Source organism: Streptomyces sp. NPDC015130 (genome assembly GCF_043080005.1).
Taxonomy (GTDB): domain Bacteria; phylum Actinomycetota; class Actinomycetes; order Streptomycetales; family Streptomycetaceae; genus Streptomyces.
This window is the reverse complement of sequence record NZ_JBIBVC010000012.1, coordinates 13,122-39,231: the sequence shown is the minus strand read 5'-3', so window position 1 is coordinate 39,231 and position 26,110 is coordinate 13,122. Positions and strand designations below refer to the sequence as shown.

Sequence of the window (26,110 nt, the reverse complement as noted above, 5' to 3'; positions counted from 1 at the left end):
CGCTGTCCCCCGCGGACCCGCGGTTCCGTCGGATCGCGCGAGTCCGTCATTTCCGGTCCGGCACCGTGCAGTTAGCGGCAGTTGTCGACTGCGTACGGTCCACGAACTCTCACGATACGTGGCGCCGGTCAGTCCTTGGGGCTGAACGTGGCGAACGCCGTCTCCCGCAGGGTCCGGCACTCGGCGCCGTCCCACTCGTCCGCCTTGCAGGTGATCATGATGGAGTAGCCGTGCGTGTCGTCGACCTTGAAGCCGCGGTTGAGCACGCGGACGGTCATGCCCTTCTGGGTGCGCGTGAACTCCCAGTCGGCGACGGTCGGGTAGCCCTTGTAGGAGACCGACCTTATGCCGATGTGGTCGTAGTCCTGGCTGGTGACGGCGACTCCGGCCTTGGCCAGTTCCCAGGCGCTCTGCGCGTTGTCCTTCGGGCTGTCGTTGAAGTCGACCTGGACGCGCGGGAAACCGCCGCTCTCGTTGAAGATGACGCCGAGGGCGTATCCCGGTATCGAGCGGGGCTTGAAGGCGACGGGCATCGCCATGGAGAAGTGGAGCTTCGCGTTGGTGACGAGGGTGTAGCCGGCCGGGAGCTGCGCGCCCGCGCCACCGCTGGGCTTGCCGGACGGCTTGGTGCCGCCCTGCCCGGTCGTCGTGCCGACCGTGGTCCCGACCGTCGTGCCGGTGGTCGTCCCCGTCGTGCCCGTCGTGCCCGTGTCGCCCGTCGACCCGTTGGATCCGGCGCCTCCGGGCTGCGCTCCGCCCTGCTGGCCCGGGCCGCCCGGCGTCTGGCCGTCGCCGCCGGAGCCCTCGGACCCGCCGGACCCGTCGGCGCCGCCGGACGCGCCGGCCGAGGCCGTCGTGCCGCCGGTGCCCTGGCTCTGCTTCTCCTTCTCGTCGCCGCCGCCGAGGGAGACGGTCAGGATCGTGCCGAGCAGGGCGAGCACGGCGACCGCGGCGATGATCACCAGCGTCCGGCGCGGGACGACATCGGTCAGCGCCGCGCGGGCCGGAGCCTGTCGGCCGCCCCCCTGCAGGGGCTCCGCCGGCTTCGGCCTCCCCGGCCTCGCCTTCGGCTCGGCCTTCGCCGACGCCGCCGCGTTGCGCACGGACTTCAGCGCGCCCCGCACCCGGTCGGCGGCGACCGCCGCCTCGGGCGCCGCGGTCCGGGCGGCGGCCGGCTCCGCCGGGGCCCGGTCGGGGCGCGGCGGCAGCGGTATGACCGTGGTGACCTCGGGCGAGACCGCGGGCGGCGCCTCGGGCGCGTCGAGCACGGCCCGGAGCAGGACGCGCGCGCGGGCGTCGTCGAGGCGCTGGGCCGGGTCCTTGGCGAGCAGGCCGTAGATGACCTGCTCCAGCTCGGGGCCCGCGTTCTTCGGGGGGTCGACCGGCTCGGTCATCACCGCCGTGAGGGTGGCGATGGCGGAGCCCTTGTCGTAGGGCGGGCTGCCCTCGACGGCCGCGTAGATCAGTCCGCCCAGCGACCACAGGTCGGCGGCCGGTCCGGGCTTGTGGCCGCGGGCGCGCTCCGGCGAGATGTAGGAGGGCGCGCCGACGAGCATGCCGGTGGAGGTGATCGAGGGGTCGCCCTCGACCTGGGCGATGCCGAAGTCGGTGAGGACGACCCGGCCGTCGTCGGCGATCAGGACGTTCGACGGCTTCACGTCGCGGTGGAGGATGCCCTCGCGGTGCGCGGAGCGCAGGACGTCGAGGATGGCGAGGCCCACCTCGGCGGCGCGGCGGGGCGTGAGGGTGCCGTCCTCGCGCACGGCGTCGGCGAGCGACTTGCCCTCGATGAGCTCCATGACGATCCAGGGACGGTCGTCCTCGTCGACGACGTCGTAGACGGTCACGGCGCCGTTGTTGCGGATCCGGGCGATGGCCTTCGCCTCGCGCAGCGTCCGGGTGATGAGGCGTCGCTTCTCGTCGTCGTCGATGCTCGTGGGGAAGCGGAGCTCCTTGACGGCGACGGTGCGGCCCAGGGTCTCGTCGACCGCGCGCCACACGGTGCCCATGCCGCCGCGGCCGAGCACCACGCCGAGCCGGTAGCGGCCGGCGAGCAGCCTGCCCTCGGTCACCGGGTCCTTGCGCAGCCGGTCGCCTCCGAAGCCGCCGGTGGCCCTGCTGCTCCCGCGCGCGGCGCGGCCGCTCTCGCCGTCGCCGTCCCCGGCGCCGAAGCCGGCCCGGCCGGTCGAGGGCTCGGTGCCGCGCAGGCGGCCCGTCACTCCGGAGGGCTCGCCGACGGAGCTGTCGGAGGAACCACCGGAAGAGGAACCACCGGAAGAGGAACCACCGGAAGAGGAACCGGAGGAACCACCGGAAGAACCATCGCCGGAGCCGCCGGACGCCCCGCCCGGGACACCCCGAGGCGCGTCGGACACCGCGTCGGCCACGGCCTCGGACGCCGCGTCAGCCTTCGCGCCGTCGGTGCCGCCAGCGCTCGCGGCATCGCCGGAGCCCTCGGCCGAGGCTGCGTCAGCCGTGCCCTCCGTGCTGTCCGCGCGCGGCTCGCCGTCTGCGCGCTCCACGCCGTCCGGGCCCGCCGAAACGTCCGTGACCTGCGCGTCCTTCACGACTCGCGGGTCCCGCTCCGCCTCGCGTGCGGCCGGGACCGCCCCTCGGTCGCCGTCGGTCGCGGCCCCCGCGGCGGCGTCCCGCCGGGGGTCCCTCGCCGTGTTCCGCGACTGCTCCGCCTCCGACATGCGTCCCCTCTGCGATCCCTGATCTCCGCCGCGAATGCCGCTTCCCGCGCGATGCGGTAACCCGCCCTGGAAGAGAGGCCATTGTCCCTCACCTCAGGACGGGTGCCGCCCCCGGGTCCGTACTCCGGGATGACGACGCCCGTAGGCACCCCCCAGGTTCCCATCGGATTCCGGACGACACGGACGTCCCGCCGGAAACGTCCCGTCAGATCGGCACGATGTCCGGCGCCCCGAGCCGTGCGGCGTCCGCCGTCAGGTCGTCGGGCTGGCGCTGCGACTCCCGTTCGGCCTCGACCCGCTTCTCGTAGTGCTCGACCTCCTTGTCGATCTGGAGGGCGTCCCAGCCCAGGACGGGTGCCATCAGCTCCGCGCACTCGCGCGCGCTGCGCGTCCCCCGATCGAAGGTCTCGATGGAGATCCTGGTCCGCCGGGTGAGGACGTCGTCGAGATGGCGCGCGCCCTCGTGCGAGGCGGCGTAGACGATCTCGGCGCGCAGGTAGTCGTCGGCGGCGGCGAGCGGTTCCCCGAGGCCGGGGTCCGCGGCGATCAGGTCGAGGATCTGCTCCGTCAGGGAGCCGTACCGGTTGAGCAGATGCTCGACCCGGACGACGTGCAGCCCGGTCCTCGCGGCCGTTCTCGCGCGGGCGTTCCACAGGGCCCGGTAGCCCTCGGCGCCGAGGAGCGGGACGTCCTCGGTGACGCAGGCGGCCACCCGCTGGTCGAGGCCGTGGACCGCCTCGTCCACGGCGTCCTTGGCCATGACCCGGTACGTCGTGTACTTGCCGCCGGCCACCACGACGAGGCCGGGGACCGGGTGGGCGACGGTGTGCTCGCGCGAGAGCTTGCTCGTGGCGTCCGACTCGCCCGCGAGCAGGGGGCGCAGGCCCGCGTAGACGCCCTGGACGTCGTCCCGGGTGAGCGGGGTGGCGAGCACGGTGTTCACATGCTCCAGGAGGTAGTCGATGTCGGCGCTCGACGCGGCCGGGTGGGCCTTGTCGAGGTCCCAGTCGGTGTCGGTGGTGCCGACGATCCAGTGCCGTCCCCAGGGGATGACGAAGAGGACGGACTTCTCGGTGCGCAGGATGAGCCCGGTGGTCGAGTGGATGCGGTCCTTGGGCACGACCAGATGGATGCCCTTCGAGGCGCGGACGTGGAACTGGCCGCGCTCGCCGATGAGTGCCTGGGTGTCGTCCGTCCACACCCCGGTGGCGTTGACGATCTGCTTGGCCCGGATCTCGTACGAGCCGCCGGACTCGACGTCCTGGACGCGCGCGCCGACGACACGCTCGCCCTCGCGGAGGAAGCCGACGACCCGGGCCCGGCTGGCGGCCCTGGCGCCGTAGGCGGCGGCCGTGCGCACGAGGGTGGTGACGAAGCGGGCGTCGTCCATCTGGGCGTCGTAGTACTGGAGGGCGCCGACCAGGGCGTCCTTCTTGAGGCAGGGCGCGACCCGCAGGGCGTTCCGCCGGGAGAGGTGGCGGTGCACGGGCAGGCCCCGGCCGTGGCCGGAGGAGAGGGACATCGCGTCGTACAGCGCGACGCCCGAGCCCGCGTAGAACCGCTCCCAGCCCTTGTGCTGGAGCGGGTAGAGGAAGGGGACGGGCTTCACCAGGTGGGGGGCGAGCCGCTCCAGGAGCAGTCCGCGCTCCTTGAGCGCCTCCCGCACCAGCGCGAAGTCCAGCATCTCCAGGTAACGCAGGCCGCCGTGGATGAGCTTGCTGGACCGGCTCGACGTGCCGGAGGCCCAGTCGCGGGCCTCGACGATGCCGGTGGAGAGCCCTCTCGTGACCGCGTCGAGCGCGATGCCCGCGCCGACCACTCCGGCGCCGACGACCAGTACGTCCAACTCGCGCTCCGCCATGGCCGTGAGCGCCTCGGTGCGCTCGGCCGGTCCCAGTGTCGCTGTCCTCACCACTGCCGCCTCCCGTCGTCCCCGAGCCGTCCCGGTTTCGATTCTGGCCCGCTCCGGCGACTTCAGCCACCGCCTCGCCGCCACCCTGTGGATAACACTCGGCGACCTTCGGCTCCGCAATGCCACATATCGGTCATATTTACGCCTAGTCTGACATTGCGCTCTCCCCGTTCTGTCCACCGGGGTTGCGCCTCGCGTCCCCTCCGGCTACTGGGAAGGACGGCCCACCCCCCATGCCCGCTGATCTCGCCGTCATCGGCCTCGGCCACCACGGACTCCCCCTCGCCCAGGCCGCCACCGCCGCAGGCATCGCCACCGTCGGCTACGACACCGACCCCCGCCCCGTCGCCGAACTCGCCGCCGGCCGCCCCCCGGTCGACGGCTCGCTCACCACACCGGAGATCCGCCGGATGCTCGCGGGCGGCTTCCGCCCCACCACGAACACCGCCGAACTCGGCCGCGTCCGCACCGCCGTCCTCTGCGCGCCGACGCCCCTCGGCCCCGACCGCACCCTCGACCTCACCGCCGTCACCGACGCCGCGCGCGCCCTCGCCGCCCGGCTGCGCCCGCACACCACCGTCCTCCTGGAGTCCCCCGTCCCGCCCGGCACCACCGAGGGCCTCCTCCGCGAGGTCCTCGAAGCGGGCTCGGGGCTCCGCGCCGGCCGCGACTTCCACCTCGCCTACTCCCCCGGCCGCCTCGACCCCGGCAACCGCACCCACGGCTTCGCCGGCACCCCCAAGGTCATCGGCGGCCTCACCCCCGCCTGCACGGAGTCCGCCGCCGCCTTCTACGGCCGGCTCACCGACAAGGTCGTCCGCGCGCGTGGCCCGCGCGAGGCCGAGACGGTCAAGCTCCTGGAGACCAACTTCCGGCACGTCAACATCGCCCTCGTCAACGAGATGGCGGTCCTCTGCCACGAACTCGGCGTCGACCTCTGGGACGTCATCCGCTGCGCCGAGACCAAGCCCTTCGGCTTCCAGGCCTTCCGCCCGGGCCCCGGCGTCGGCGGCCACGGCGCCCCCGTCGACACGATCGGCGCCCACCGCCCGCTCCGCCTCGTCGAACTCGCCGGCCAGGTCAACGAACGCATGCCCCAGTACGTCGTCCAGCGCGCCGCCACCCTCCTCAACGAGCACGGCAAGTCGGCCCGCGGCGCCCGAATCCTGCTCCTCGGCGTCACCTACAAGCCCGATCTCCCGGACCGTCAGGGCTCCCCCGCCGACGAGATCGCCCGCCGCCTCATGGACCTGGGCGCGGCCGTCAGCTACCACGACCCGCACGTCCCTGACTGGAGCGTCCGCGAACTCCCCGTCCCGCGCGCGGACTCCCTCTACGAGGCCGCCGCCCACGCGGACCTGACGGTGCTGCTCCAGCACCACCGCACGTACGACCTCCAGGGCCTCTCGGTGAAGGCCCAGCTCCTCCTCGACACCCGCGGCGCCACCCCCGGCGGCGCGGCCCACCGCCTCTGACGAGGCCACCCGCAGCCCCGTGCAACACATGTTGCACGCTTGTGCAACACGGCGGTAGCCTCGTCACATGGCGACGACCATAGGGTTCCGACCCACCCAGGAAGACGACCGCATCATCAGGACCGCGATGCGCGAGGGCGAAGGCACCAGTGACGTGATCCGCCGCGCCCTGCGCCTGCTGGAGCGCGAGCAGTGGCTCACGCAGGCCCGTGCGGACGCGGAGCGCCTCGCGGACGAGGACCTGGCCTCCGAAGAGGACGCCTGGTGATCCGCGGCGCCGTCTACCGGGTCGACCTCGGGGACGCGAAGCGCGGGCACGAGCAGCGCGGCAAGCGGTACGGCCTCGTCCTGAGCCCCAGCGCCATGCCGTGGAGCGTGGCCACGATCATCCCCGCGTCCACGAGCGCCCAGCCGTCCGTCTTCCGCCCCGAGCTGGAGATCGCGGGGACGCCCACCCGGCTGCTCGTGGACCAGATCCGCACGATCGACGTCCGGTTCGTCCACGGCGATCCGGTGCACTTCCTCGACCACCACGAACTCGCCCTCGTGGAACAGGCCGTGAGCCAGTACCTCGGCCTGTGAGGCCACAGCGGCACCCGTACCCGTACGCGGAGGGGCCCCGCACCACCCGGTGCGGGGCCCCTCCCTGTGCGTACGGCGGGTCAGCGCTTGTGCTGCGCGTCCGCGACGGTGACCTCGACGCGCTGGAACTCCTTGAGCTCCGTGTAGCCCGTCGTGGCCATCGCCCGGCGCAGGGCGCCGAAGAAGTTCATCGAACCGTCCGGGATGTGCGACGGGCCCGCGAGGATCTCCTCGGTGGTGCCGACGATGCCCAGGTCGACCAGCTTGCCGCGCGGCACGTCCTCGTGGACGGCCTCCATGCCCCAGTGGTGGCCCTTGCCGGGCGCGTCCGTGGCGCGGGCCAGCGGGGAGCCCATCATGACGGCGTCGGCGCCGCAGGCGATCGCCTTCGGCAGGTCGCCGGACCAGCCGACGCCGCCGTCGGCGATGACGTGCACGTACCGGCCGCCGGACTCGTCCATGTAGTCGCGGCGGGCCGCGGCCACGTCGGCGACCGCGGTCGCCATCGGGACCTGGATGCCCAGCACGTTGCGCGTGGTGTGTGCCGCGCCGCCGCCGAAGCCGACGAGGACGCCCGCCGCGCCGGTGCGCATCAGGTGGAGGGCCGCGGTGTACGTGGCGCAGCCGCCGACGATGACCGGGACGTCCAGCTCGTAGATGAACTGCTTCAGGTTCAGCGGCTCGGACGCGCCCGAGACGTGCTCGGCGGAGACCGTCGTGCCGCGGATGACGAAGATGTCCACGCCGGCGTCGACGACGGCCTTGGAGAACTGTGCGGTGCGCTGCGGGGAGAGCGCGGCGGCGGTGACGACACCGGAGTCGCGCACCTCCTTGATGCGCTGCCCGATCAGCTCCTCCTTGATGGGGGCGGAGTAGATCTCCTGCAGACGGCGGGTCGCGGTGGCCTCGTCCAGCTCCGCGATCTCGTCGAGCAGCGGCTGCGGGTCCTCGTACCGGGTCCAGAGACCTTCGAGGTTCAGGACGCCGAGGCCGCCCAGCTCGCCGATGCGGATGGCGGTCTGCGGCGACACGACCGAGTCCATGGGAGCGGCCAGGAACGGCAGCTCGAAACGGTAGGCGTCGATCTGCCAGGCGATCGAGACCTCCTTCGGGTCCCGGGTGCGCCGGCTGGGGACGACGGCGATGTCGTCGAACGCGTACGCCCTGCGGCCGCGCTTGCCGCGCCCGATCTCGATCTCAGTCACGATGTGTGGCCTTTCCCTCTACGTCTGCGCCTACCAGTATCCCCGACACAAGCGTGGGGGGCGGCTCCGGCCACATGCCGGAACCGCCCCCACGCGTCGCGCTGTGTTACTTCCTGCTGTAGTTCGGCGCCTCGACCGTCATCTGGATGTCGTGCGGGTGGCTCTCCTTGAGGCCCGCGGACGTGATCCGGACGAAGCGGCCCTTCGTCTCCATCTCCTCGATGGTGGCGGCGCCCACGTAGCCCATGGTCTGGCGGAGACCGCCGACGAGCTGGTGCAGGACGTTGGCCAGGGGGCCGCGGTAGGGCACCTGGCCCTCGATGCCCTCGGGGACGAGCTTGTCGTCCGAGGCGACCTCGGCCTGGAAGTAGCGGTCCTTGGAGTAGGACCGGCCCTGGCCGCGGGACTGCATCGCGCCGAGCGAGCCCATGCCGCGGTACGACTTGAACTGCTTGCCGTTGATGAACTGCAGCTCGCCCGGGGACTCCTCGCACCCGGCGAGCAGGCTGCCCAGCATGACCGTGTCGGCGCCGGCGGCGAGCGCCTTGCCGATGTCGCCGGAGTACTGCAGGCCGCCGTCGCCGATGACCGGGACGCCGGCCGCGCGGGCGGCGAGGGCCGCCTCGTAGATCGCGGTGACCTGCGGGACGCCGATGCCGGCGACGACGCGGGTGGTGCAGATGGAGCCGGGGCCCACACCGACCTTGACGCCGTCGACACCAGCGTCGATCAGGGCCTGCGCGCCGTCACGCGTCGCGACGTTGCCGCCGATGACGTCGACGTCGACGCTGGACTTGATCTTCGCCATCCAGTTCAGGGCGTTGCTGTTGTGGCCGTGGGACGTGTCGACGATGAGGAAGTCGACGCCCGCGGCGGCCAGGCCCTGCGCGCGCTCCAGCGCCTCGGGGCTGGCACCGACGGCCGCGCCGACGAGCAGCCGGCCCTCGGAGTCCTTGGCCGCGTGCGGGTACTTCTCGGCCTTGACGAAGTCCTTGACCGTGATGAGGCCCTTGAGGATGCCGGACTCGTCGACGAGCGGCAGCTTCTCGATCTTGTGACGGCGCAGCAGCTCCATGGCGTCCAGGCCGGAGATGCCGACCTTGCCCGTGACCAGCGGCATCGGGGTCATGACCTCGCGCACCTGGCGGCTGCGGTCCGACTCGAAGGCCATGTCGCGGTTGGTGACGATGCCGAGCAGCTTGCCCGCCGGGTCGGTGACCGGGACGCCGCTGATGCGGAACTTGGCGCACAGCGCGTCGGCCTCGGCCAGCGTGGCGTCCGGGTGCACGGTGATCGGGTCGGTCACCATGCCGGACTCGGAGCGCTTCACCAGGTCGACCTGGTTGACCTGGTCCTCGATCGACAGGTTGCGGTGCAGGACGCCCACGCCACCCTGCCGCGCCATGGCGATGGCCATGCGGGACTCGGTGACCTTGTCCATCGCCGCCGAGAGCAGCGGGATGTTCACGCGGACGTTCCGGGAGATGCGGGACGAGGTGTCGACCGCGTTCGGGAGGACCTCGGACGCGCCCGGCAGCAGCAGCACGTCGTCGTAGGTCAGCCCGAGTGTCGCGAATTTCTCGGGCACTCCGTCGACGTTTGCAGTCATGACACCTTCCCCAAATGGCCTTGATCGGTGCGGACGTCCATGCTAACGGGCTGGAGCCGTGTCTCATTCCACGATCAAGATCAGGCGCAAGGTTTGGACGTTCGCACGTGTACGAAAGGGCCAACTGGCCCCATTGAGGCTTACTGCTCGGCCAGCGCCCGGAGCCGGCTGAGCGCGCGGTGCTGCGCGACCCGGACGGCCCCCGGGGACATGCCGAGCATCTGCCCGGTCTCCTCGGCGGTCAGCCCCACGGCGACCCGCAGGACGAGCAGCTCGCGCTGGTTCTCCGGGAGGTTGGCGAGGAGCTTCTTGGCCCACTCGGCGTCGTCGCTGAGCAGCGCACGCTCCTCGGGGCCGAGGGAGTCGTCGGGCCGCTCCGGCATCTCGTCGGAGGGCACGGCCGTGGACCCGGGGTGCCGCATGGCGGCCCGCTGGAGGTCGGCGACCTTGTGTCCGGCGATGGCGAAGACGAAGGCCTCGAAGGGCCTGCCGGTGTCCTTGTAGCGCGGCAGGGCCATCAGGACGGCGACGCAGACCTCCTGCGCGAGGTCCTCCACGAAGTGGCGGGCGTCCCCGGGAAGCCTGTTCAGGCGGGCGCGGCAGTACCGCAGGGCGAGCGGGTGCACACGCGCCAGCAGGTCGTGCGTGGCCTGGGCGTCGCCCTCGACCGCGCGGCGCACGAGCGCGCCGATCTCCCCCTGCCCGGCAGGCATGGGGGACCCCACGGTCTCGTCGTCGCGCATCGCTCCATGGTGCCCCGACGCCTCTGCGTCCGCGGCACCGCGTCCGTAGTTGTGCACCGAAGCGTTATGAGCAGGTGCGCCGGCGCTCATCTCCCGCGCCCTCCCCTCACGCTCGACCGACTCGTCCCCGAGGAACTCCACATCTCAAGGATGCGTCATTCCGCGGGGAAGTGACACAAGCCCACCCCGTCCACCCCGCGACGGACGCGGACGAGGACGGGGATACGGCCGGTGACCTGCGACTCAGCGCACCAGGCCCCAGCGGAAACCCAGCGCGACCGCATGCGCCCGGTCCGAGGCGCCCAGCTTCTTGAAGAGGCGCCGGGCGTGCGTCTTGACCGTGTCCTCGGAGAGGAAGAGCTCGCGCCCGATCTCCGCGTTGGACCGGCCGTGGCTCATGCCTTCGAGCACCTGGATCTCGCGCGCGGTGAGCGTCGGCGCGGCACCCATCTCGGCCGAACGGAGCCGGCGCGGGGCCAGCCGCCAGGTCGGGTCGGCGAGCGCCTGGGTGACGGTGGCCCGCAGCTCGGCGCGCGAGGCGTCCTTGTGCAGATAGCCACGGGCACCCGCGGCGACCGCGAGCGCGACGCCGTCGAGGTCCTCGGCGACCGTGAGCATGATGATCCGGGCACCGGGGTCCGCGGAGAGGAGCCTGCGGACGGTCTCCACGCCACCCAGACCGGGCATGCGTACGTCCATCAGAATCAGGTCCGAGCGGTCCGCGCCCCAGCGGCGGAGGACTTCCTCGCCGTTGGCCGCGGTCGTCACTCGCTCGACGCCGGGCACGGTCGCGACCGCGCGGCGGAGCGCCTCTCGGGCAAGCGGGGAGTCATCGCAGACGAGGACGGATGTCATGACTGACCTCCGTGGCTCTCGCAGCTGTTGCGCGTCACCTTGAGCCTCCAGGGCTGGTACGTAATCGTCACCTGTGCGATTGACGCTCTCGGACACCTGCCCGATCGCTTGTTCCTTCAACCGCCTCCGCACACTCAACGACGGTCACTCGAAAGAGTTACGGGTCGGACGGCAGCCTTCGGCACTCTACGTGAGGAGCCGTAAGCGGAGGAGAGCGACGCGGCCTATCTGCCCATCATCGAAAGCTATGCCCCATTTAGCGGGTTTTCTTCCCTTTTCGCAGTGTCTGTGGCTAGATTCGCAATGAGTCATATTTACATCTACTTCGACAGTAGTTGTACTAGCCCGACACGCGGGGCCCAGGAGAGCCCCTGACGATCAGCCATCCACCCGCCCACCTATCCGTTCGACACGGTTTCAAGGGGACTAGCGCAATGGCAGATTTCTCCCGCCTTCCCGGACCCAACGCCGATCTGTGGGACTGGCAACTCCTCGCGGCCTGCCGCGGGGTGGACAGCTCCCTGTTCTTCCACCCCGAGGGAGAGCGCGGCGCGGCACGGAGTGCGCGCGAGAACTCGGCGAAAGAGGTCTGCATGCGGTGCCCGGTACGCGCGGAGTGCGCGGCACACGCACTCGCCGTGCGGGAGCCCTACGGCGTATGGGGCGGCCTCACCGAGGACGAACGCGAAGAGCTCATGGGACGCGCCCGGAACCGCCTGATCTCGGCGGCACCGGCACCCGCGCCCGTCACCACCGTGACACCCATGACGTCCATGACGACATCCGATGTGAAGGAACGTTTCTTCAGCGAGCGTTGAGCCTGCGACCGAACAGGCGGAACTACTGGTACACGACCGCGCCCACGCGCGCGTGGCGCAGTGCCTACGCGCGCGTGGCGGCGCGGGTCAGCTCGGTGAGCGTGGCGGCGACGGCCGGGACCTGGGCCAGGTCCGGCAGGGTCAGGGCCACGATCTCCCGCTCCACGGCGGGCTCCACGGTCACGGTCCGCGCCCCCTTGGGGCGTACGGACTCGATGGCGAGCGCGGGCAGGACGGCGACGCCCAGGCCCGCGCCGACGAGGCCCACCACGGCCGGGTAGTCGTCGGTGGCGAAGTCGATGCGCGGGGTGAAGCCGGCCTCCTCGCACACGTCCACGAGCTGGCGGCGGCAGCGCGGGCAGCCCGCGATCCAGGACTCCTCCGCGAGCTCCGCGATCCCGACCGACCCCGCCTCGGCGAGCCGGTGCCCCTCGGGCACGAGCCCCACGAGCCGGTCCGCGAGCAGCGGGCGGACGACGAGGTCGTCCCACTCGGCCTGCCCCGCCCCGTACCGGAAGGCGAGGGCCACGTCGCAGTCGCCCTCCCGGAGCATCTCGATCGAGCGCGGCGGCTCCGCCTCGACGAGGGAGACCCGGGTGCCGGGGTGCGCGGCGCGCAGGGCGGCGAGCGCGGTGGGGACGAGGGTGGAGCTGCCGCTGGGGAACGAGACCAGGCGGACGCGGCCCGCGCGGAGTCCGGCGATGGCGGCGACCTCCTCCTCGGCGGCGGTGAGCCCCGCGAGGATGCCGGAGGCGTGGCGGACCAGGACCTCGCCGGCCTGGGTGAGGCGCATCTCGCGGCCCGTGCGGATCAGCAGCGGGGTGCCGGCGGAGCTTTCGAGCGCCTTCATCTGCTGGCTGACGGCGGGCTGGGTGCAGCCGAGTTCGCGCGCGGCGGCCGAGAAGGAGCCGGTGGCCGCGACGGCGCGCAGGACGCGGAGATGGCGTGCCTCGATCATACGGTCAAGCATAAGGGACTCTTGGATCCAGAGGCGAATACATAGATGTTCCTTTGGGGACGGTCGCCGTAGGGTTTCTCCATGACCTTGTTGAGCGTGAACGCGGGCCGGGCCCGGCCGGCGGAGTACACGGAGTCCCCGTCGAAGAGGACGGCCATCGACAAGCGCCCCGTCGAGGGGCCCGTACGGATCGAGGCGCCGGGGCCGCCGGGCGTCGGGGGCAGCGGGGTGGCCGGGGACGAGGTCTGCGACCTGCGGTTCCACGGCGGCCACGACCGGGCGGCGTACGCCTTCGCCCGTGAGGACCTGGACCGGTGGGAGCGGGAGCTCGGGCGGGAGCTGGCCAACGGCTCCTTCGGCGAGAACCTCACGACGCTCGGGCTCGACGTGAACGGCGCCCTGATCGGGGAGCGTTGGCGGATCGGCGACGAGGTCGTCCTGGAGGTGACCGGCGGGCGCATCCCGTGCCGGACGTTCGCGGGCTTCGTGGAGGAGAAGGGCTGGGTCAAGCGGTTCACGCAGTCCACGGCCGGACCCGGCGCGCTGCTGCGGGTGATCGTGCCGGGCGAGGTGCGGGCGGGCGACCCGATCACGGTCGTGCACCGGCCGGACCACGAGGTCACCGTCGCGCTGCTGCACCGCGCGGCGACCACCGAACGCACGCTGCTGCCGGAGACCTTGGTCGCCGCGGAGTGGATGGAGTCGGGGCTGCTGGCGGTCGCGCGCCAGTACGCGGAGAAGTACGGCCGGGCGGGGCACTAACGTGCCGGTATGACGACTGCACTGATTACGGGCGCCACCGCGGGCATCGGCGCCGCCTTCGCACGGAGGCTGGCGGCGGACGGTCACGACGTCGTGCTGGTGGCCCGGGACGTGAAGCGGCTCCGGGAGCAGGCCACCGAACTGCACGACCGGCACGGCGTGGAGGCCGAGGTGCTCGCGGCGGACCTGGCCGAGGAGCAGGGCATCGCGGCCGTCGAGGCGCGGCTCTCGGACCCGAAGCAGCCGGTCGACGTGCTGGTGAACAACGCCGGCTTCGGCAACAAGGGCCGCTTCCTCGAAGTGTCCATGGCCGACGAGCTGAAGATGCTGACGGTGCACTGCGAGGCGGTGCTGCGGCTGACCTCGGCCGCGGCCGGCTCGATGAAGGAGCGCGGCCGCGGCGCGGTCGTGAACGTCGCCTCGGTGGCGGCGTTCGTGCCCCGTGGGACGTACGGGGCGTCGAAGGCCTGGGTCGTGCAGTTCACCCAGGGCGCGGCGCGTGACCTCGCGGGCAGCGGGGTGCGGCTGATGGCGCTCTGCCCCGGCTTCGTGCGGACGGAGTTCCACGAGCGGGCCGGGATGGGGACGGACAACATCCCGGGCTGGATGTGGCTCGACGCGGACAAGCTGGTGACGGCGGCGCTCGGCGACCTGGGGCGGGGGAAGACCCTGTCGATCCCCGACCCCCGCTACAAGGCCCTGATGGGCGTGGTGAAGCTGGCGCCGCGCGGTCTGCTCGGCGGGGTCTCCTCCAGGGCCGGCCGCAAGTACGGCCCGAAGTAGGCGACGGGCGAGGGGCCGCGGGAGGGGCGCACCGGCGGCGTCCGGTGCCGGTTCACGCCGGGACGAGGGCGTCGAGGTCCAGTCGGGTGGTCGCGGTGGTGCCGGTGCCGCCCGTCTCGTCGTCGTTCCCCTTGTCGTTCCCCTCGTCGTTCCCGTCCCGCCAGGTCACGTGGAGGGTGTGGCCGGTGACCCGGACGTCCGTCAGGGCGGTCACGGGCCTGTCGGCCGGGTCGGCGGTCAGCGAGGCGAGGGCGACGAAGAGCGTGGCCGGGCCGGTGGTCGTCCCGTGGAGCGCCAGGGTGCGCGTGTCCGGGCCCTGAAGGGTCTCCCCGGTGAGCAGTTCGGCGGCCTCGGCGTCGGCGGGGTAGCCGTGGACCGGGTGGAGCTCGGCGCGCGGCCCGTCGGGGGTGGTGGCCCAGCCCGTCTGCCGTACGGGTGTCCCCTCCGGGGCGCCGAGCACGAGGTGGGCGCGGACCTCGGCGCGGCCGTGGGCGAGGGTCGCCGAGAGGACCCGGACGCCGGGGCGGGGGGTGTGCAGCGAGGCCGCCCAGTCCGGCCCCGTGCCGGCCGGGACGGCGGGACCGCGCGTGGTGGCCCGGCCGTCGGCCGTGAGCAGGGCGAAGTGGTTGTCGGCGGGGGCCCGGCCGGTGCTGGGGCCGGTGCGGGTGGAGTAGGCGTGGCGGGCGTAGCCGGGGTCGTCCTCGGCGCCGGGGGCGCTGTGGACGTGGTTGCTGCCGTGGTTGTGGAGGCGTACGAGTCCGTCGGCGGCGGTCGTCTGGACGAGCAGCCCGGCGGGGGCGAAGGGGCGGACGGTATCGGTCCGTTCGGCCGGGAGCGCTTCCTCGGGGTCGGTCCAGGCGGGGTGGTCCGGGGGCAGGAGGAGCCCGAGGAAGCCCTTGGACGCCCAGTAGGGGGAGCCGGGGCCCGAGTACTCCTGGAGCAGTGGCGGGTAGGGGCCGTGCCAGCCGAGGGTGAGGAGCCCGCGCGGGTCGGTGGCGCCGCGGTCGAGGAAGTGGCGCAGGGAGCCGGAGGCGAGGCGGCGGGTCGCGCCGGGGGTGAGCGGGGTGTGGCCGGTGAGGGTGCCGAGCCAGGGGGCGGCGGCCGCGGCGAACCGGTAGATCAGGGAGCGCCCGTACGGGAGCGGGGCGCCGTTCGCGTCGAAGAGGTGGACGTGGTCGTCGAGGTGGCGACGCAGGCGGGGCCCGTACCGGTCGAGGAGCTCCCGGTCGCCGGCGAGGTGGGCGTGGAGGACCGGGTAGAAGTGCAGGGCCCAGGCGTTGTAGTGGTCGAAGGCGCGGTTGTCGCCGTCGCTGTACCAGCCGTCGCCGAGGTACCAGTCCTCGATGCGGGCGAGGGAGCGGTCGACGGTGGCGGCGGCCCGGTCGGTCTCGGCTCCGGCGTCCTGGAGGAAGCCGGCGACGGTGAGGCCGAAGAGCCACCAGTTGTTGTCGACGGGGGACGGCCGGAGGGCGGGGCGGAGCCAGTCGACGACGCGGTGGCGGGTGCGGTCGTCGAGACGGTCCCAGAGCCAGGGGCGGGTGAGGCGGAGGCCGAGGGCGACCGAGGCGGACTCGACGACCGCCTGGCGGGTGCCGGTCGTGAGGGGCCAGGAGTCGGGGCCGTCGGTGCCGGGCCGGGCCGTGCCCGCGGCGAGGCCTTCGGCGTACCGGGCGAGGTGGCCGTGCGGGTCCTCCCCCCGGTTTCCCGCGACGCGGAGGGCCGCGAGGAGGAAGGTGCGGGCCCAGCCCTCCAGGCCGTCGGAGCGGGCGCCGGACCAGCTGGGGCGGGGTCCGGGGAGGTCGATCAGGGCGCCGCGGGGGGAGGCGTACGGGCGGACGGCCGTCAGGAGCCGGTCGGCCGTGGTCTCCCAGTGGGCGCGGGTCCAGCCGGTGTACGGGCTGAGCTCACGGTTCTCGGGCGGCGTGGGCATGATGCTCCCTGAGGGCTCCCTGGGTGACGGCTGCGTCGCCGGGAATCCTGAAGAGGCTTCGATCGGACGTCAAGGGATTCGGAGCGAATGATCGAAACTTCCGTCGTTCGATCATTCGTGGACTAGAGTCCGGATACCCGGTCCAGGGACCATCACCACCGCGAGGGGGAACCGCACCGTGCGCGAGAGTGCCGCCGAACGACACGACCGACTGCTGGCCCTGGTCCGCGAGCGCGGCACCGCCCGTGTCGCCGAACTGGCCGAGCGGCTCGGGGTCTCCCCCGTCACCGCCCGCCGGGACGTCGAGGCGCTGGCCGCGCAGGGCCTGCTCGACCGGGTGCACGGCCAGGTGTCGTGGCCCGGCGGGCAAGGCGCGCCGGGCGCGGCACGGCCCGGCGAGGGCCTGGTCCTCGGCCTGCTCGCGCCCTCCGCCACGTACTACTTCGCCGAGGTCATCCGGGGTGCGCACGAGGCCGCGGCCCGGGCCGGCGCCCGGCTGGTGCTGCGCGTCTCGGACTACCGGCCGGAGGAGGACCGCGCCCGCACCGAGGGGCTGCTCGCGGCGGGCGCCGAGGGCGTCCTGGTCGCACCCGGCTGGCGCGGGCCCGAGGACCGGCTCGCGTACGGGGACTGGCTGGCCGAACTCCCCGTACCGGCCGTGCTCCTGGAGCGCAGGGCCGAGCCCGGCAGCCCGCTCGACGGCCTGGACCGGGTCGCCTCCGACCACGGCCACGGGGTCCTGCTCGCCCTGCGCCACCTGCTCGGACTCGGTCACGCGACGCCGCTGCTGGTGGCCCGCGGGGACTCCCCGACCGCGCTCGCGGTGCGCGCCGGGTACGCCGAGGCGCTGGGCACGCTGGGCCTGAAGGAGCCCCGGCCGGTCATCGAGTCCGTACCGGCCGAGGCGGACCCGGAGGGCTTCGAGCGGGCCGTGCGGGCGCTGTACGAGGCGGTCCGCTCGGGTCTCGCGGGCGCGGCGCTCGTCCACAACGACGTGGACGCGATCGAGATCGTTCAGCGCCTGGCCGAGCTGGGTGTACGGGTGCCGCAGGACCTGGCCCTGATCGCGTACGACGACGAGGTCGCGGCCCTGGCCGACACCCCGCTGACGGCGGTGGCCCCGCCCAAGCGCGAGGTGGGGCGGTACGCCGCGGAGCTGCTGGTGGAGCGACTCACCGAGGACGCCGCGGGCGCGGCGGGCGCGACGGGCGGGGCGGGGGACGCGGGCTCCGGCGAGGAGGCGCCGCGGCGGCACCTGAGCCTGCTGCCGCGGCTGCGGGTGCGGGACTCGTGCGGGGTGCGACTCACGCCCTCCGACTGATCTCCCCGGGGCGCCATCCCCCACTCCCCCCGTCTGATCATTTTTCGATCAATCAATCTTTCGCTCTTGACTTCGGTCATGAACGGTCACAGGATCACGGCCACAACCTCCCCGCCGCCCTCAGGAGTCGTGCCGTGAGCCTCAGCCGGAGCAGAACGTCCTGTGTCATAGCCGCCACCGCCACCGCCCTCGCCGTCCTCACGGCCTGCGGCGGCAGCGGTACGGACTCCGCGAACAAGCCCGCCGGGCCCGTGACCATCACCTTCTGGGGCTGGGCCAAGGGCTCCAAGGACGTCGTGGACGCCTTCAACGCCTCCCACACCGACATCCAGGTGAAGTTCGAGGAGATCCCCTCCGGCACCGCCGGCGGCTACGCCAAGATCTCCAACGCCGTGAAGGCGGGCAACGCCCCCGACCTCGTGTCCATCGAGTACTCCTCGCTCCCCGAGTTCGTGAGCTCCGGCGCCCTCCAGGACATCGGCGACCAGTTCACCGAGGCCGACCGCGCCAAGCTGCTCCCGCAGACCGTCGAACTCACCACCCTCGGGGAGAAGTCCTGGGCCGTCCCCTTCGACGCCGCCCCGCAGGCCTTCTTCTACCGCAAGGACCTCTTCGCGAAGTACCGGGTCAAGACCCCCACCACCTGGGACGAGTTCAGGAAGGCCGCCGAACAGGTCAGGAAGGCCGACGCCAAGGCCCGTATCGCCACCTTCTTCCCCGACGACCCGACCACCTTCGAGGCGATGGCCTGGCAGGCCGGCGCCCAGTGGTTCAAGGCCGAGAACGACACCTGGAAGATCGACACGACCGACGCCGCCACCACCAAGGTCGCCGCCTACTGGCAGGGCCTCCTCGACGACGGCCTCGTCCACAAGAACGCCTCCTTCAGCCCCGAGTGGACCGGCTCCCTCAAGAACGGCACCACCATCGGCTACCTCGGTGCCTCCTGGGGCGCCGGCGTCCTCAAGGGCACCCTGCCCGAGCAGAGCGGCAAATGGGCCGTGGCGCCCATGCCCAGCTGGGACGGCAAGCCCGCCAGCGGCATGCTCGGCGGCACCTCCTTCGCCGTCACCAAGGACAGCAGGCAGAAGGCGGCGGCCGTCACCTTCGCCGAGTGGATGTCCACCACCGAGGAGGGCGTGAAGGCCCGCATCGCCTCCGGCACCTCCTCCGCCTTCCCCGCCGCCGCGGCCCTGCGCCCCGTCGCCAAGAAGGCCTTCGACGCGAGCTACTACGGCGGCCAGGACATCTACGCCCTCTTCGAGGCCTCGGGTGCCTCCATCAGCCCGAACTGGGCCTGGGGCCCGACCACCGGCACCACCAACACCACGATCAAGGACCACTTCGGCAAGATCACCGAGGGCGGCCCGGGCATCGCGGAGGCCGTCAAGGCCGGACACGAGGCCACCGTCGCCGAACTCACCAAGCGCGGCCTGAAGGTCGAGGGCTGACCGGATGAAGGCCCGCACCCGCGCCGCCACGATCCTGCTGACGCCCTTCTTCCTCCTCTTCACCGCGGTGATGGTGGTGCCGATCGGCTACGCGGTCTGGCTCAGCCTCTTCACCGAGAAGCAGTCCGGACTGGGCTTCGGCGGCACCGAGACCGTCTTCACCGGCCTCGACAACTACACGGCGGCACTGGGTGACCGGGCCTTCCGCGAGGGCTTCGGCGTCCTGCTCGGCTACTGCCTGCTCTACATCCCGCTGCTGCTCGCCGGAGCCCTCGGCCTCGCCCTCCTCCTCGACTCGGCCCTCGCCCGAGCCCGCCGCTTCTTCCAGCTCGCGCTCTTCCTGCCGCACGCCGTCCCCGGCATCATCGCCGCCCTGATCTGGGTCTACCTCTACACGCCCCAGCTCAGCCCGGTCGTCAAGGCGATGGAGGCCGGAGGCGTCGGCTTCGACTTCTTCTCCCCCGGCGGCGCCCTGCCCTCCGTCGTCAACATCGCCCTGTGGGAGTGGCTCGGCTACAACATGGTCATCTTCTACGCGGCCCTCCAGGCCATCGACCGCTCCGTCCTCGAAGCCGCCACCGTCGACGGGGCGGGCGCCTGGCGCATCGCCTTCTCCGTCAAGATCCCGCTGGTCAAGGCCTCCCTCGCGATGGTCGGCCTCTTCACGGTCATCGGCTCCCTCCAGCTCTTCACCGAACCGCTGATCCTCAACAAGGGCACCGGCTCCGCCGTCACCTCCACCTGGACGCCGAACATGTACGCGTACACCGCGGCCTTCGACCGCAACGACTACGGGCTCGCCGCCGCGGCCTCCGTCCTCCTCGCCCTGACGGCCGCACTGCTCTCCTTCGCGGTCACCCGCCTGACGGGCCGGAAGGGAAGGACGGCATGAGCAAGCCCCGCAGCACCAACGTCTGGCTGTCCAAGGCCGCCGTCAACGGCGCCCTCGTCCTCGCCGTCGTCTACATGCTCTTCCCCCTCGTCTGGCTGCTGACCGCCGCCACCAAGGACGCCGGCGGCCTCCTCGCCGGAAACGCCTTCTCCTTCGACGGCTTCGACCTCGGCGGCAACCTCTCCCGGCTCGCCGAGTACAACGACGGCATCTACTTCCACTGGTACGCGAACAGCCTGCTCTACGCCGGATTCGGCGCCCTCGCCTGCTCCTTCGTCAGCGTCGCCGCCGGATACGCCTTCCACGTCTACGACTTCCGCGGCAAGGAACAGCTCTTCGGCATCGTCCTCCTGGGCGTCCTCGTCCCCACCACCGCGCTCGCCCTGCCGATGTACCTCCTCGCCAGCGAGGTCGGCGTCGTCAACACCTACTGGGCCGTCCTGATCCCCGTCCTCGTCAACCCCTTCGGCGTCTACCTCTCCCGGGTCTTCTGCGCGGGCTACATCCCCGACGAGGCCCTGGAGGCCGCCCGGATCGACGGCGCCGGCGAGCTGCGCGTCTTCTGGTCCATCGGTCTGCGCATGGTCCTGCCCGGCTTCGTCACCGTCTTCCTCTTCCAGTTCACCGCCATCTGGAACAACTTCTTCCTCCCCCTGGTGATGCTCTCCGACCAGAAGCTCTACCCCCTGAGCCTCGGCCTGTACGCGTGGAACAGCAACGCCCACGCGGAACCCGACTTCTACCCCCTCGTCGTCACCGGATCCCTGCTCGCCGTCGTCCCCCTCGTCGTCGCCTTCGTCTCCCTCCAGCGCCACTGGAAGGCGGGTCTGACCGCCGGCAGCGTCAAGTGAGGAGCACACGTCCCACGATGCACCCCGCCACTGACAACCGCCCCGCCCTCCTCCTCGCGATGGGCCCCGACACCGCCGACCGCCTCCTCACCGACGCCCACCGGCAGCGTCTCGCGACGCTCACCCGCACCGACCCGCACCTCGTCGCCCACGACCTCGCCGCCCCCGACGCGCGGACCGCCGCCGCCCTCGCCGAGGCCGAACTCCTCCTCACCGGCTGGGGCGCCACCCCCCTCACTGCCGGGATCCTCGACCGCGCCCCCCGCCTGCGGGCCGTCGTCCACGCCGCCGGCTCCGTCAAGCACCACATCACCGAGGCCTGCTGGGACCGCGGCCTCCGCGTCACCACGGCCGCCGCCGCCAACGCGCTGCCCGTCGCCGAGTACACCCTCGCCGCGATCCTCTTCGCCGGGAAGCAGGTCCTCCGCTCCGCCCAGCGCTACGCCGAACTCCGCACCGGCCACGCCTGGCTCACCGAGTCCGCCGCCTGGGGCAACCACCGCCGCACGATCGGCATCGTCGGCGCCTCCCGCATCGGCCGCCGGGTCGTCGAGCTCCTCCGCCCCTTCGACTTCGAGGTCCTCCTCTACGACCCGTACGTCGACGCCCCGCCGCCCGGCGTGGAACTGACCGGCCTCGACGAACTCTGCGCCCGCAGCACGGTCGTCTCGGTCCACGCGCCCCAGCTCCCCTCCACGTACCGCATGATCGGCCCCGCCCAGCTCGCCGCGATGCCCGACGGCACGACCCTGATCAACACGTCCCGCGGCTCCCTGATCGACGAGACGGCCCTCCTCCCCCACCTCCTCACCGGCCGCCTCCACGCGATCCTGGACGTCACGGACCCGGAGCTCCCGCCCACCGAATCGCCTCTGTGGACGCTCCCCAACGTCCTCCTCACCCCCCACGTCGCCGGCTCCCTCGGCAACGAACTCCACCGCATGACGGACCAGGCGCTGGAGGAGGTCCGGCGGTACGTCCACGGCGAACCGTTCGCGGAGGAGGTCCGGGCGTCAGACCTCCAGCGCTCGGCGTAGGCGGTCGGCCTCGGCGAGCACGATGGGGAGCGAGCCCGGGTCCACGGCCAGCACGGCCGGCAGCACGGTCCGCCACTTCCCGAGCCGCAACGCGAGAACGGCCCAGCGCCGGGCCAGAACGGGATCGGGTTCGGCGCGGGCGAGGATCGCGTAACCGTCGCCGCAGGGCGGGCCGAGGTGATGCATGCCGTCGAGGAGGGCGGCGGCGTGTTCGTATCGGGCGGCCCGCACGAGCTCGGTCACCACGTTGGCCGACCACCGCCCCGGAAAACTGTGCGGATGGTCCCGGAAGCGGCCGACTGCCTCGTCGTAGGAACCGATGACGGCCAGCACGACGGGCGAGGGTGCGGGCCTCTGCCACGGGGCCCGCGCGAGGAACTCGGCCCCGAAGGCTGCCGCGTTCTCCGGTTCCAGGGCGCATGCGGCCCGCAGGAGGTCCAGCTTCATGGGGCCGTCGGGGTTCTTCGCGCGGGCGGCGGCCAGGAAGCGCCCGGCGTCCTCGCGAAGCCCCAGCTGTACACATGCCAGCGCCATGCGCGCGTACACCTCCGCGGCGTTCGGCGCCTCGAACAGGCGCGGCACCAGGTTCCGCGCCCGCTCCAGGGCGCCGACGCCCACGAAGGCCACGGCCGCCTCCTGGACGAGGCTCCCCCACGTGCCGGGATGCTCGACCAGCCGCTGGGCGCGGTCGAACTCCCCCTCGGCCGCGTGGACCCTGACGAGGCGGGAGCCCAGGTCGTGCTCGATCCACGCGGCCTCCCGAACGAACGTCTCCGCCCACTCCGGACACCCCGCCGCGAGCGCCGCGAAGGCGGCCTCGCGCCTCGGCAGACCCCGCTCGTGCTCCACGGCCCGGAGCAGGTCCATCGCGTCATCGCGCCGCCCGGCCTCCCCCAGAGCCCGGGCGAACGCCACCAGGTCCCAGACGAGGGCCTCGCGCGCGGGTACGCGTACCCTCCGCTCCTCCACCGCGAGCAGGCGCCGGGCCTCGGTGACGTGGCCCGCCCCGTACAGCACTTCCGCGAACACGGCGAGAACCTCTGCGTTCTCCCCGATGCCCCTGACCGTCGCGCGGGCCCTGTCCACCGCTCCCTCGGCCGTCAAGCGGGTCAGGAAGTCCCGGAGCACCCGGAGGCCACCGGCGCTCCGCCCGGTCGATCTCCAGGACGCGTCCGGGCGCTCCACGAGCCGCCCGCACAACGGGGCGACGGCGTCCAGGTCTCCACGCGCCAGCAGGGCCTCGGCGACGGCCGGCCAGGGATCGTCCTTGTACCAGAGCGCGTCCGACGCCGGGGCCAGGGCCATGGCCCGCTCGACGGCACCGGCTCGGGCCAGCTCTCGGGCGACGCGCCCGTGCAGGGATTCCCTTTCCCTGTCGGCCAGGGTCTCGGCGACCTCCAGGGCTTCGTCCCACCGGCCGTGCTTCACCAGCGCGGCGGCGTACGAGAAGGCCTCCTTGCCGACGCCGGCCGCCCGCGCCGCCTCGGTCTCCCCGGCGGCGAGGAGGGCGTCGAGCACCTTGTCACCGAACCTCGCGACCTGTCTGCGGTCCATGCGCTCCCGGAGCACCGCCGCACCCTGCAGCAGCCTTTCCGCCGTGTCCCGGTGCCCGGACGCACGCAGCGCGACCGAGGCACGGAGCAGCACCACCACCCGTCCGCCCGGTTCCTCCTTCCCGCCGTACGCCTCCTGTACCGCCTCGTCGACGCGGCCGTCCCTGGCCAGGGCCTCCACGACGGCGGTCCGCAGGACGGGCCGCCTGCTCGGATCGCTCTCGTCGTCCACGAGGGCCAGGGCCCGTCGGTACCTCCCCGCCGCGAGCAGGAGGTCCACGAGCACCCGGCGGGAGCGGCGCACCACGCGGGCGTGGTGCGCCCCCACCAGCCGTTCCGCCCGCTCGTGCGCGCCGAGCCGGACGAGCAGCAGGGGCAGGGCGTCTCCCGTGGTGCTGGGGACGATGTCCGAAAAGCTCGCCGTCAGCGGCTCGGCCTCGTCGGCGAGCTCCTCGGCACGCCCGCGCGCTCCCGCGTCCAGCAGCTTTCCCGCCACCACGCACAGTCCTTCGACGACGCGGGGGGCTTCCATGCTCCGGGCGAGCGCCACCGCGCGGTCCGCCTGCCCGACGGCCACCCAGCCCGCCAGCAGCGAGAGCGGCACGCTTCCGCTGTCCCGCAGCAGCAGCGCGCGGCCCAGCGCCAGCCGCAGCGCCGCCGCCACCGAGTCCTCGCGGTCGGGCGCGCCCAGGACCGCGTCCTCCGCCGCCCGGATCTCCCCCAGCGCTGCCGCATCACCCCCCGTCACGGCGAGCAGCCGTTCGTGCCGCCGTTCGTCCACCCCGCAGGCCACCAGCCGCTCGACGTCCCCCGCCGCTCGCAGCAGCGGCACGTAGCCGTGCAGCAGGTGGTCCGGGGTCTCCTCCGGCCAGCCCCGCTCGCGCCAGGTGTCCGCCCACGCGTACAGCACCTGCCGCCACCGGGCGATTTCCCGCTCCCCCAGCATCTCCCGCGCTCCCCCGGACAGTTCCTCGTGCGCGAGGAGGTACGCCTCTCCACGTACGGCGAACGTCCGCCCCGGGCCCGTCCGCAGGACGTCCCGCACCCGGTACGGGACCTCGCCGGTGAGCTCCGCGAGGTCGTCCGCCGTCAGTCCGCCGCCCGCGACGGTGAGCAGGCCGAGGAGTTCGTACGGGAGGCCGCCCGACACCAGAAGGTGTTTCAGCTCGCGCTCCGCCTCCGCCCGGATCGCGCGGGCCCTCGGGGACGGGGCGAGGATCCGTACGGCCGCCGGGTCCCTGAGCGGATGGTCCTCCGGGACGTCGGCCGGGAGCGGCGGGTTGAGGCGGCCCGAGACGATGACGGGCAGGTCGTGCGGGAGGAGCGCCGCGATCGAGCGGGCTTCGGGGCCCGTGGTCACGCCCCGGTCCTCGTCCAGGCCGTCGACGAGGAGGACCAGCCGCTCGCCGCGGGCGGCGCAGGACTCGGCGGCCGCGGCGTACAGGCGCAGCACGTGGGCCTCGCGGGTGGCGGCGGTGAGGAGCGTGGGGAGGCCCTCGCCCGCCAGTTCCGCCAGCTGCTCCAGGACGACGTCGACGTACGCGGCGACGTCGTCCTGCGCGCCGAGACGGGCCGTGACGAAGAAGGGGACGATCCGCACCCCGGGCGGCGGGTTGAGCGCGAACCAGGACAGCAGGGCCGTCTTGCCCGCCCAGGCCTCCGCCCGCCACCAGGTGTACGCGGGGCCGGAGTCGGCGCGGCAGAAGGCGGCCAGTTCCGCCAACTCGGCAGTGCGGCCGACGAGTTCCGCGGGGGCGATCCGGCGGACCTGTTGGTGGTATCCGGAGCGGACCACCGCCGGTTCCGGTGACCCGATCCGGTTGCCGTCGCCGATCACCACGATGCCCGAGCGGTTGTCGACCGTGATCGGCCCCCGCTCTCCCCCTGCCCGCTCCATGCACCCAACCTAGACTGGAAGGGTCCTACCGGGGTCGGGAGGCGCCATGACCTTCGTACAGATAATCGACTGCAAGACGAGTCGGGTGGACGATTTGAACCGGCTCATGGACCAGTGGGTCGAACAGACCGAGGGCAAACGGACGGCGACCCACAGCATCGTCGGCAAGGACCGCTCCGACGGCTCGCACATCGTGGAGATCGTCGAGTTCCCCTCGTACGACGTGGCCATGCGCAACTCGCAGCTCCCCGAGACCGACCGGATCTTCCGGGAGATGGTCGCGCTCTGTGACGAGATGCCGACCTTCACCGACCTGGACGTGGTCCGGGACGAGGCGCTGTACAAGAACAACGCCCGGAAGCTCATGGAGATGTTCGCCGACCAGCCGGAGCTGGCGCTGCTCGACGAGGTGCTGGCCGAGGGGTACCACGACCACGATCCGACCAACGAGCAGGACGTCATCGGCATGGACGCCGTCCGGCGCGAGGTGGAGATGTGGCGGGGCGGCTTCGACTTCGCCTTCACCGTCGACGACCAGATCGCCGAGGGCGACCGGGTCTGCACCCGCTGGACGTGGCGGGGCAGCCACACCGGCGACTTCATGGGGCTGCAGCCGACCGGCATGGACGTGAGCATGACCGGCACGGTCATCCACCGCTTCCGGGACGACGGGAAGATCGTCGAGGGCTGGTGGCAGTACGACCTGCTCGGGCTCATGGGGCAGCTCGGCGCCGTGGAGGGGTGAGACGGACGGGAAGGCAGCGAGGCCCGGTGCCCCCG

General features: G+C 72.7%; 21 protein-coding genes. 12 read left to right on the top strand and 9 right to left on the bottom strand.

The features are described 5' to 3' along the window. Positions 1 to 128: 128 nt before the first annotated feature. A complete protein-coding gene (locus ACF08F_RS24370; RefSeq protein WP_392300659.1) occupies positions 129 to 2,696 on the bottom strand; it encodes a serine/threonine-protein kinase in 2,568 nt (855 codons plus the stop codon). A gap of 205 nt (positions 2,697 to 2,901) precedes the next feature. Further along, positions 2,902 to 4,608 carry a glycerol-3-phosphate dehydrogenase/oxidase gene (locus tag ACF08F_RS24365; protein ID WP_392300658.1) on the bottom strand — a complete coding sequence of 569 codons (1,707 nt, stop codon included), beginning with the start codon at positions 4,606 to 4,608 and terminating at the stop codon, positions 2,902 to 2,904. Positions 4,609 to 4,841: 233 nt separating this feature from the next. Here ACF08F_RS24365 and ACF08F_RS24360 point away from each other — a divergent pair, with 233 nt between their 5' ends. From ACF08F_RS24360 to ACF08F_RS24350, 3 genes are all read left to right on the top strand, one after another. After that, positions 4,842 to 6,083: a nucleotide sugar dehydrogenase gene (locus ACF08F_RS24360; RefSeq protein ID WP_392300657.1), complete on the top strand. Its 1,242-nt coding sequence runs from the start codon at positions 4,842 to 4,844 to the stop codon at positions 6,081 to 6,083. Positions 6,084 to 6,150: 67 nt separating this feature from the next. Beyond that, positions 6,151 to 6,351 carry a hypothetical protein gene (locus ACF08F_RS24355; protein ID WP_392300656.1) on the top strand — a complete coding sequence of 67 codons (201 nt, stop codon included), beginning with the start codon at positions 6,151 to 6,153 and terminating at the stop codon, positions 6,349 to 6,351. Then, entirely contained in the window at positions 6,348 to 6,665 is a 318-nt protein-coding gene (locus tag ACF08F_RS24350; RefSeq protein ID WP_392300655.1) for a type II toxin-antitoxin system PemK/MazF family toxin, read from the top strand. Before ACF08F_RS24355 ends, ACF08F_RS24350 begins: the two co-directional genes overlap by 4 nt. A gap of 80 nt (positions 6,666 to 6,745) precedes the next feature. Here the strand turns inward: ACF08F_RS24350 and ACF08F_RS24345 are convergent, their stop codons facing one another. The 4 genes from ACF08F_RS24345 to ACF08F_RS24330 all read right to left on the bottom strand — a co-directional run bounded on the left by ACF08F_RS24345 (position 6,746) and on the right by ACF08F_RS24330 (position 11,077). After that, positions 6,746 to 7,870, bottom strand: coding sequence for a GuaB3 family IMP dehydrogenase-related protein (locus ACF08F_RS24345; RefSeq protein WP_150266931.1), 1,125 nt, complete (start codon positions 7,868 to 7,870; stop codon positions 6,746 to 6,748). Positions 7,871 to 7,976: 106 nt separating this feature from the next. Next, complete coding sequence (gene guaB / locus ACF08F_RS24340) at positions 7,977 to 9,479, bottom strand: IMP dehydrogenase (RefSeq protein WP_392300654.1); 1,503 nt, start codon at positions 9,477 to 9,479, stop codon at positions 7,977 to 7,979. A 140-nt stretch (positions 9,480 to 9,619) separates the two neighbouring features. Then, on the bottom strand, positions 9,620 to 10,222 hold the full coding sequence (locus ACF08F_RS24335) for a sigma-70 family RNA polymerase sigma factor (protein WP_024756693.1): 603 nt from the start codon (positions 10,220 to 10,222) through the stop codon (positions 9,620 to 9,622). A 243-nt stretch (positions 10,223 to 10,465) separates the two neighbouring features. Next, entirely contained in the window at positions 10,466 to 11,077 is a 612-nt protein-coding gene (locus ACF08F_RS24330; protein WP_003948568.1) for a response regulator transcription factor, read from the bottom strand. Positions 11,078 to 11,511: 434 nt separating this feature from the next. Here ACF08F_RS24330 and ACF08F_RS24325 point away from each other — a divergent pair, with 434 nt between their 5' ends. Continuing rightward, positions 11,512 to 11,895, top strand: a complete 384-nt coding sequence (locus tag ACF08F_RS24325) for a WhiB family transcriptional regulator (RefSeq protein ID WP_392300653.1) — start codon at positions 11,512 to 11,514, stop codon at positions 11,893 to 11,895. 64 nt (positions 11,896 to 11,959) lie between these two features. On the opposite strand, the gene ACF08F_RS24320 is transcribed toward ACF08F_RS24325, so the two are convergent. Continuing rightward, entirely contained in the window at positions 11,960 to 12,853 is an 894-nt protein-coding gene (locus tag ACF08F_RS24320; protein WP_392300652.1) for a LysR family transcriptional regulator, read from the bottom strand. Positions 12,854 to 12,934: 81 nt separating this feature from the next. On the opposite strand from ACF08F_RS24320, the gene ACF08F_RS24315 reads away from it, so the two are divergent. Both ACF08F_RS24315 and ACF08F_RS24310 read left to right on the top strand, forming a co-directional pair. Next, positions 12,935 to 13,615, top strand: coding sequence for an MOSC domain-containing protein (locus tag ACF08F_RS24315; RefSeq protein ID WP_392300651.1), 681 nt, complete (start codon positions 12,935 to 12,937; stop codon positions 13,613 to 13,615). Positions 13,616 to 13,624: 9 nt separating this feature from the next. Next, positions 13,625 to 14,398 carry an SDR family NAD(P)-dependent oxidoreductase gene (locus ACF08F_RS24310; protein WP_392300650.1) on the top strand — a complete coding sequence of 258 codons (774 nt, stop codon included), beginning with the start codon at positions 13,625 to 13,627 and terminating at the stop codon, positions 14,396 to 14,398. A gap of 52 nt (positions 14,399 to 14,450) precedes the next feature. On the opposite strand, the gene ACF08F_RS24305 is transcribed toward ACF08F_RS24310, so the two are convergent. Continuing rightward, positions 14,451 to 16,328 (bottom strand): DUF2264 domain-containing protein, encoded by a 1,878-nt coding sequence (locus ACF08F_RS24305; protein ID WP_392300649.1) that lies wholly within the window; start codon positions 16,326 to 16,328, stop codon positions 14,451 to 14,453. A 178-nt stretch (positions 16,329 to 16,506) separates the two neighbouring features. Here ACF08F_RS24305 and ACF08F_RS24300 point away from each other — a divergent pair, with 178 nt between their 5' ends. The 5 genes from ACF08F_RS24300 (at position 16,507) to ACF08F_RS24280 (ending at position 21,880) form a co-directional block, all read left to right on the top strand. Next, positions 16,507 to 17,649, top strand: coding sequence for a substrate-binding domain-containing protein (locus tag ACF08F_RS24300; protein WP_392300648.1), 1,143 nt, complete (start codon positions 16,507 to 16,509; stop codon positions 17,647 to 17,649). A 134-nt stretch (positions 17,650 to 17,783) separates the two neighbouring features. Continuing rightward, a complete protein-coding gene (locus ACF08F_RS24295; RefSeq protein ID WP_392300647.1) occupies positions 17,784 to 19,100 on the top strand; it encodes an ABC transporter substrate-binding protein in 1,317 nt (438 codons plus the stop codon). Positions 19,101 to 19,104: 4 nt separating this feature from the next. Then, positions 19,105 to 19,992, top strand: coding sequence for a carbohydrate ABC transporter permease (locus ACF08F_RS24290; protein ID WP_392300646.1), 888 nt, complete (start codon positions 19,105 to 19,107; stop codon positions 19,990 to 19,992). Beyond that, positions 19,989 to 20,843 carry a carbohydrate ABC transporter permease gene (locus ACF08F_RS24285; RefSeq protein WP_392300645.1) on the top strand — a complete coding sequence of 285 codons (855 nt, stop codon included), beginning with the start codon at positions 19,989 to 19,991 and terminating at the stop codon, positions 20,841 to 20,843. Before ACF08F_RS24290 ends, ACF08F_RS24285 begins: the two co-directional genes overlap by 4 nt. A gap of 17 nt (positions 20,844 to 20,860) precedes the next feature. Then, positions 20,861 to 21,880, top strand: coding sequence for a hydroxyacid dehydrogenase (locus ACF08F_RS24280; RefSeq protein WP_392300644.1), 1,020 nt, complete (start codon positions 20,861 to 20,863; stop codon positions 21,878 to 21,880). On the opposite strand, the gene ACF08F_RS24275 is transcribed toward ACF08F_RS24280, so the two are convergent. Further along, a complete protein-coding gene (locus tag ACF08F_RS24275; RefSeq protein ID WP_392300643.1) occupies positions 21,857 to 25,330 on the bottom strand; it encodes a hypothetical protein in 3,474 nt (1,157 codons plus the stop codon). The genes ACF08F_RS24280 and ACF08F_RS24275 overlap by 24 nt on opposite strands. 46 nt (positions 25,331 to 25,376) lie before the next feature. On the opposite strand from ACF08F_RS24275, the gene ACF08F_RS24270 reads away from it, so the two are divergent. Beyond that, positions 25,377 to 26,075, top strand: a complete 699-nt coding sequence (locus ACF08F_RS24270) for an ester cyclase (RefSeq protein WP_392300642.1) — start codon at positions 25,377 to 25,379, stop codon at positions 26,073 to 26,075. The last annotated feature ends 35 nt before the right edge of the window (positions 26,076 to 26,110 follow it).

Bases quoted from the DNA above. Each gene is read 5' to 3' on its own strand.
- ACF08F_RS24280 (WP_392300644.1), top strand. From the start codon at position 20,861: ATGCACCCCGCCACTGACAACCGCCCCGCCCTCCTCCTCGCGATGGGC.
- ACF08F_RS24270 (WP_392300642.1), top strand. From the start codon at position 25,377: ATGACCTTCGTACAGATAATCGACTGCAAGACGAGTCGGGTGGACGAT.
- ACF08F_RS24370 (WP_392300659.1), bottom strand. From the start codon at position 2,696: ATGTCGGAGGCGGAGCAGTCGCGGAACACGGCGAGGGACCCCCGGCGG.
- ACF08F_RS24290 (WP_392300646.1), top strand. From the start codon at position 19,105: ATGAAGGCCCGCACCCGCGCCGCCACGATCCTGCTGACGCCCTTCTTC.
- ACF08F_RS24355 (WP_392300656.1), top strand. From the start codon at position 6,151: ATGGCGACGACCATAGGGTTCCGACCCACCCAGGAAGACGACCGCATC.
- guaB (WP_392300654.1), bottom strand. From the start codon at position 9,479: ATGACTGCAAACGTCGACGGAGTGCCCGAGAAATTCGCGACACTCGGG.
- ACF08F_RS24275 (WP_392300643.1), bottom strand. From the start codon at position 25,330: ATGGAGCGGGCAGGGGGAGAGCGGGGGCCGATCACGGTCGACAACCGC.
- ACF08F_RS24360 (WP_392300657.1), top strand. From the start codon at position 4,842: ATGCCCGCTGATCTCGCCGTCATCGGCCTCGGCCACCACGGACTCCCC.
- ACF08F_RS24325 (WP_392300653.1), top strand. From the start codon at position 11,512: ATGGCAGATTTCTCCCGCCTTCCCGGACCCAACGCCGATCTGTGGGAC.
- ACF08F_RS24305 (WP_392300649.1), bottom strand. From the start codon at position 16,328: ATGCCCACGCCGCCCGAGAACCGTGAGCTCAGCCCGTACACCGGCTGG.
- ACF08F_RS24310 (WP_392300650.1), top strand. From the start codon at position 13,625: ATGACGACTGCACTGATTACGGGCGCCACCGCGGGCATCGGCGCCGCC.
- ACF08F_RS24315 (WP_392300651.1), top strand. From the start codon at position 12,935: ATGACCTTGTTGAGCGTGAACGCGGGCCGGGCCCGGCCGGCGGAGTAC.
- ACF08F_RS24335 (WP_024756693.1), bottom strand. From the start codon at position 10,222: ATGCGCGACGACGAGACCGTGGGGTCCCCCATGCCTGCCGGGCAGGGG.
- ACF08F_RS24320 (WP_392300652.1), bottom strand. From the start codon at position 12,853: ATGATCGAGGCACGCCATCTCCGCGTCCTGCGCGCCGTCGCGGCCACC.
- ACF08F_RS24285 (WP_392300645.1), top strand. From the start codon at position 19,989: ATGAGCAAGCCCCGCAGCACCAACGTCTGGCTGTCCAAGGCCGCCGTC.
- ACF08F_RS24330 (WP_003948568.1), bottom strand. From the start codon at position 11,077: ATGACATCCGTCCTCGTCTGCGATGACTCCCCGCTTGCCCGAGAGGCG.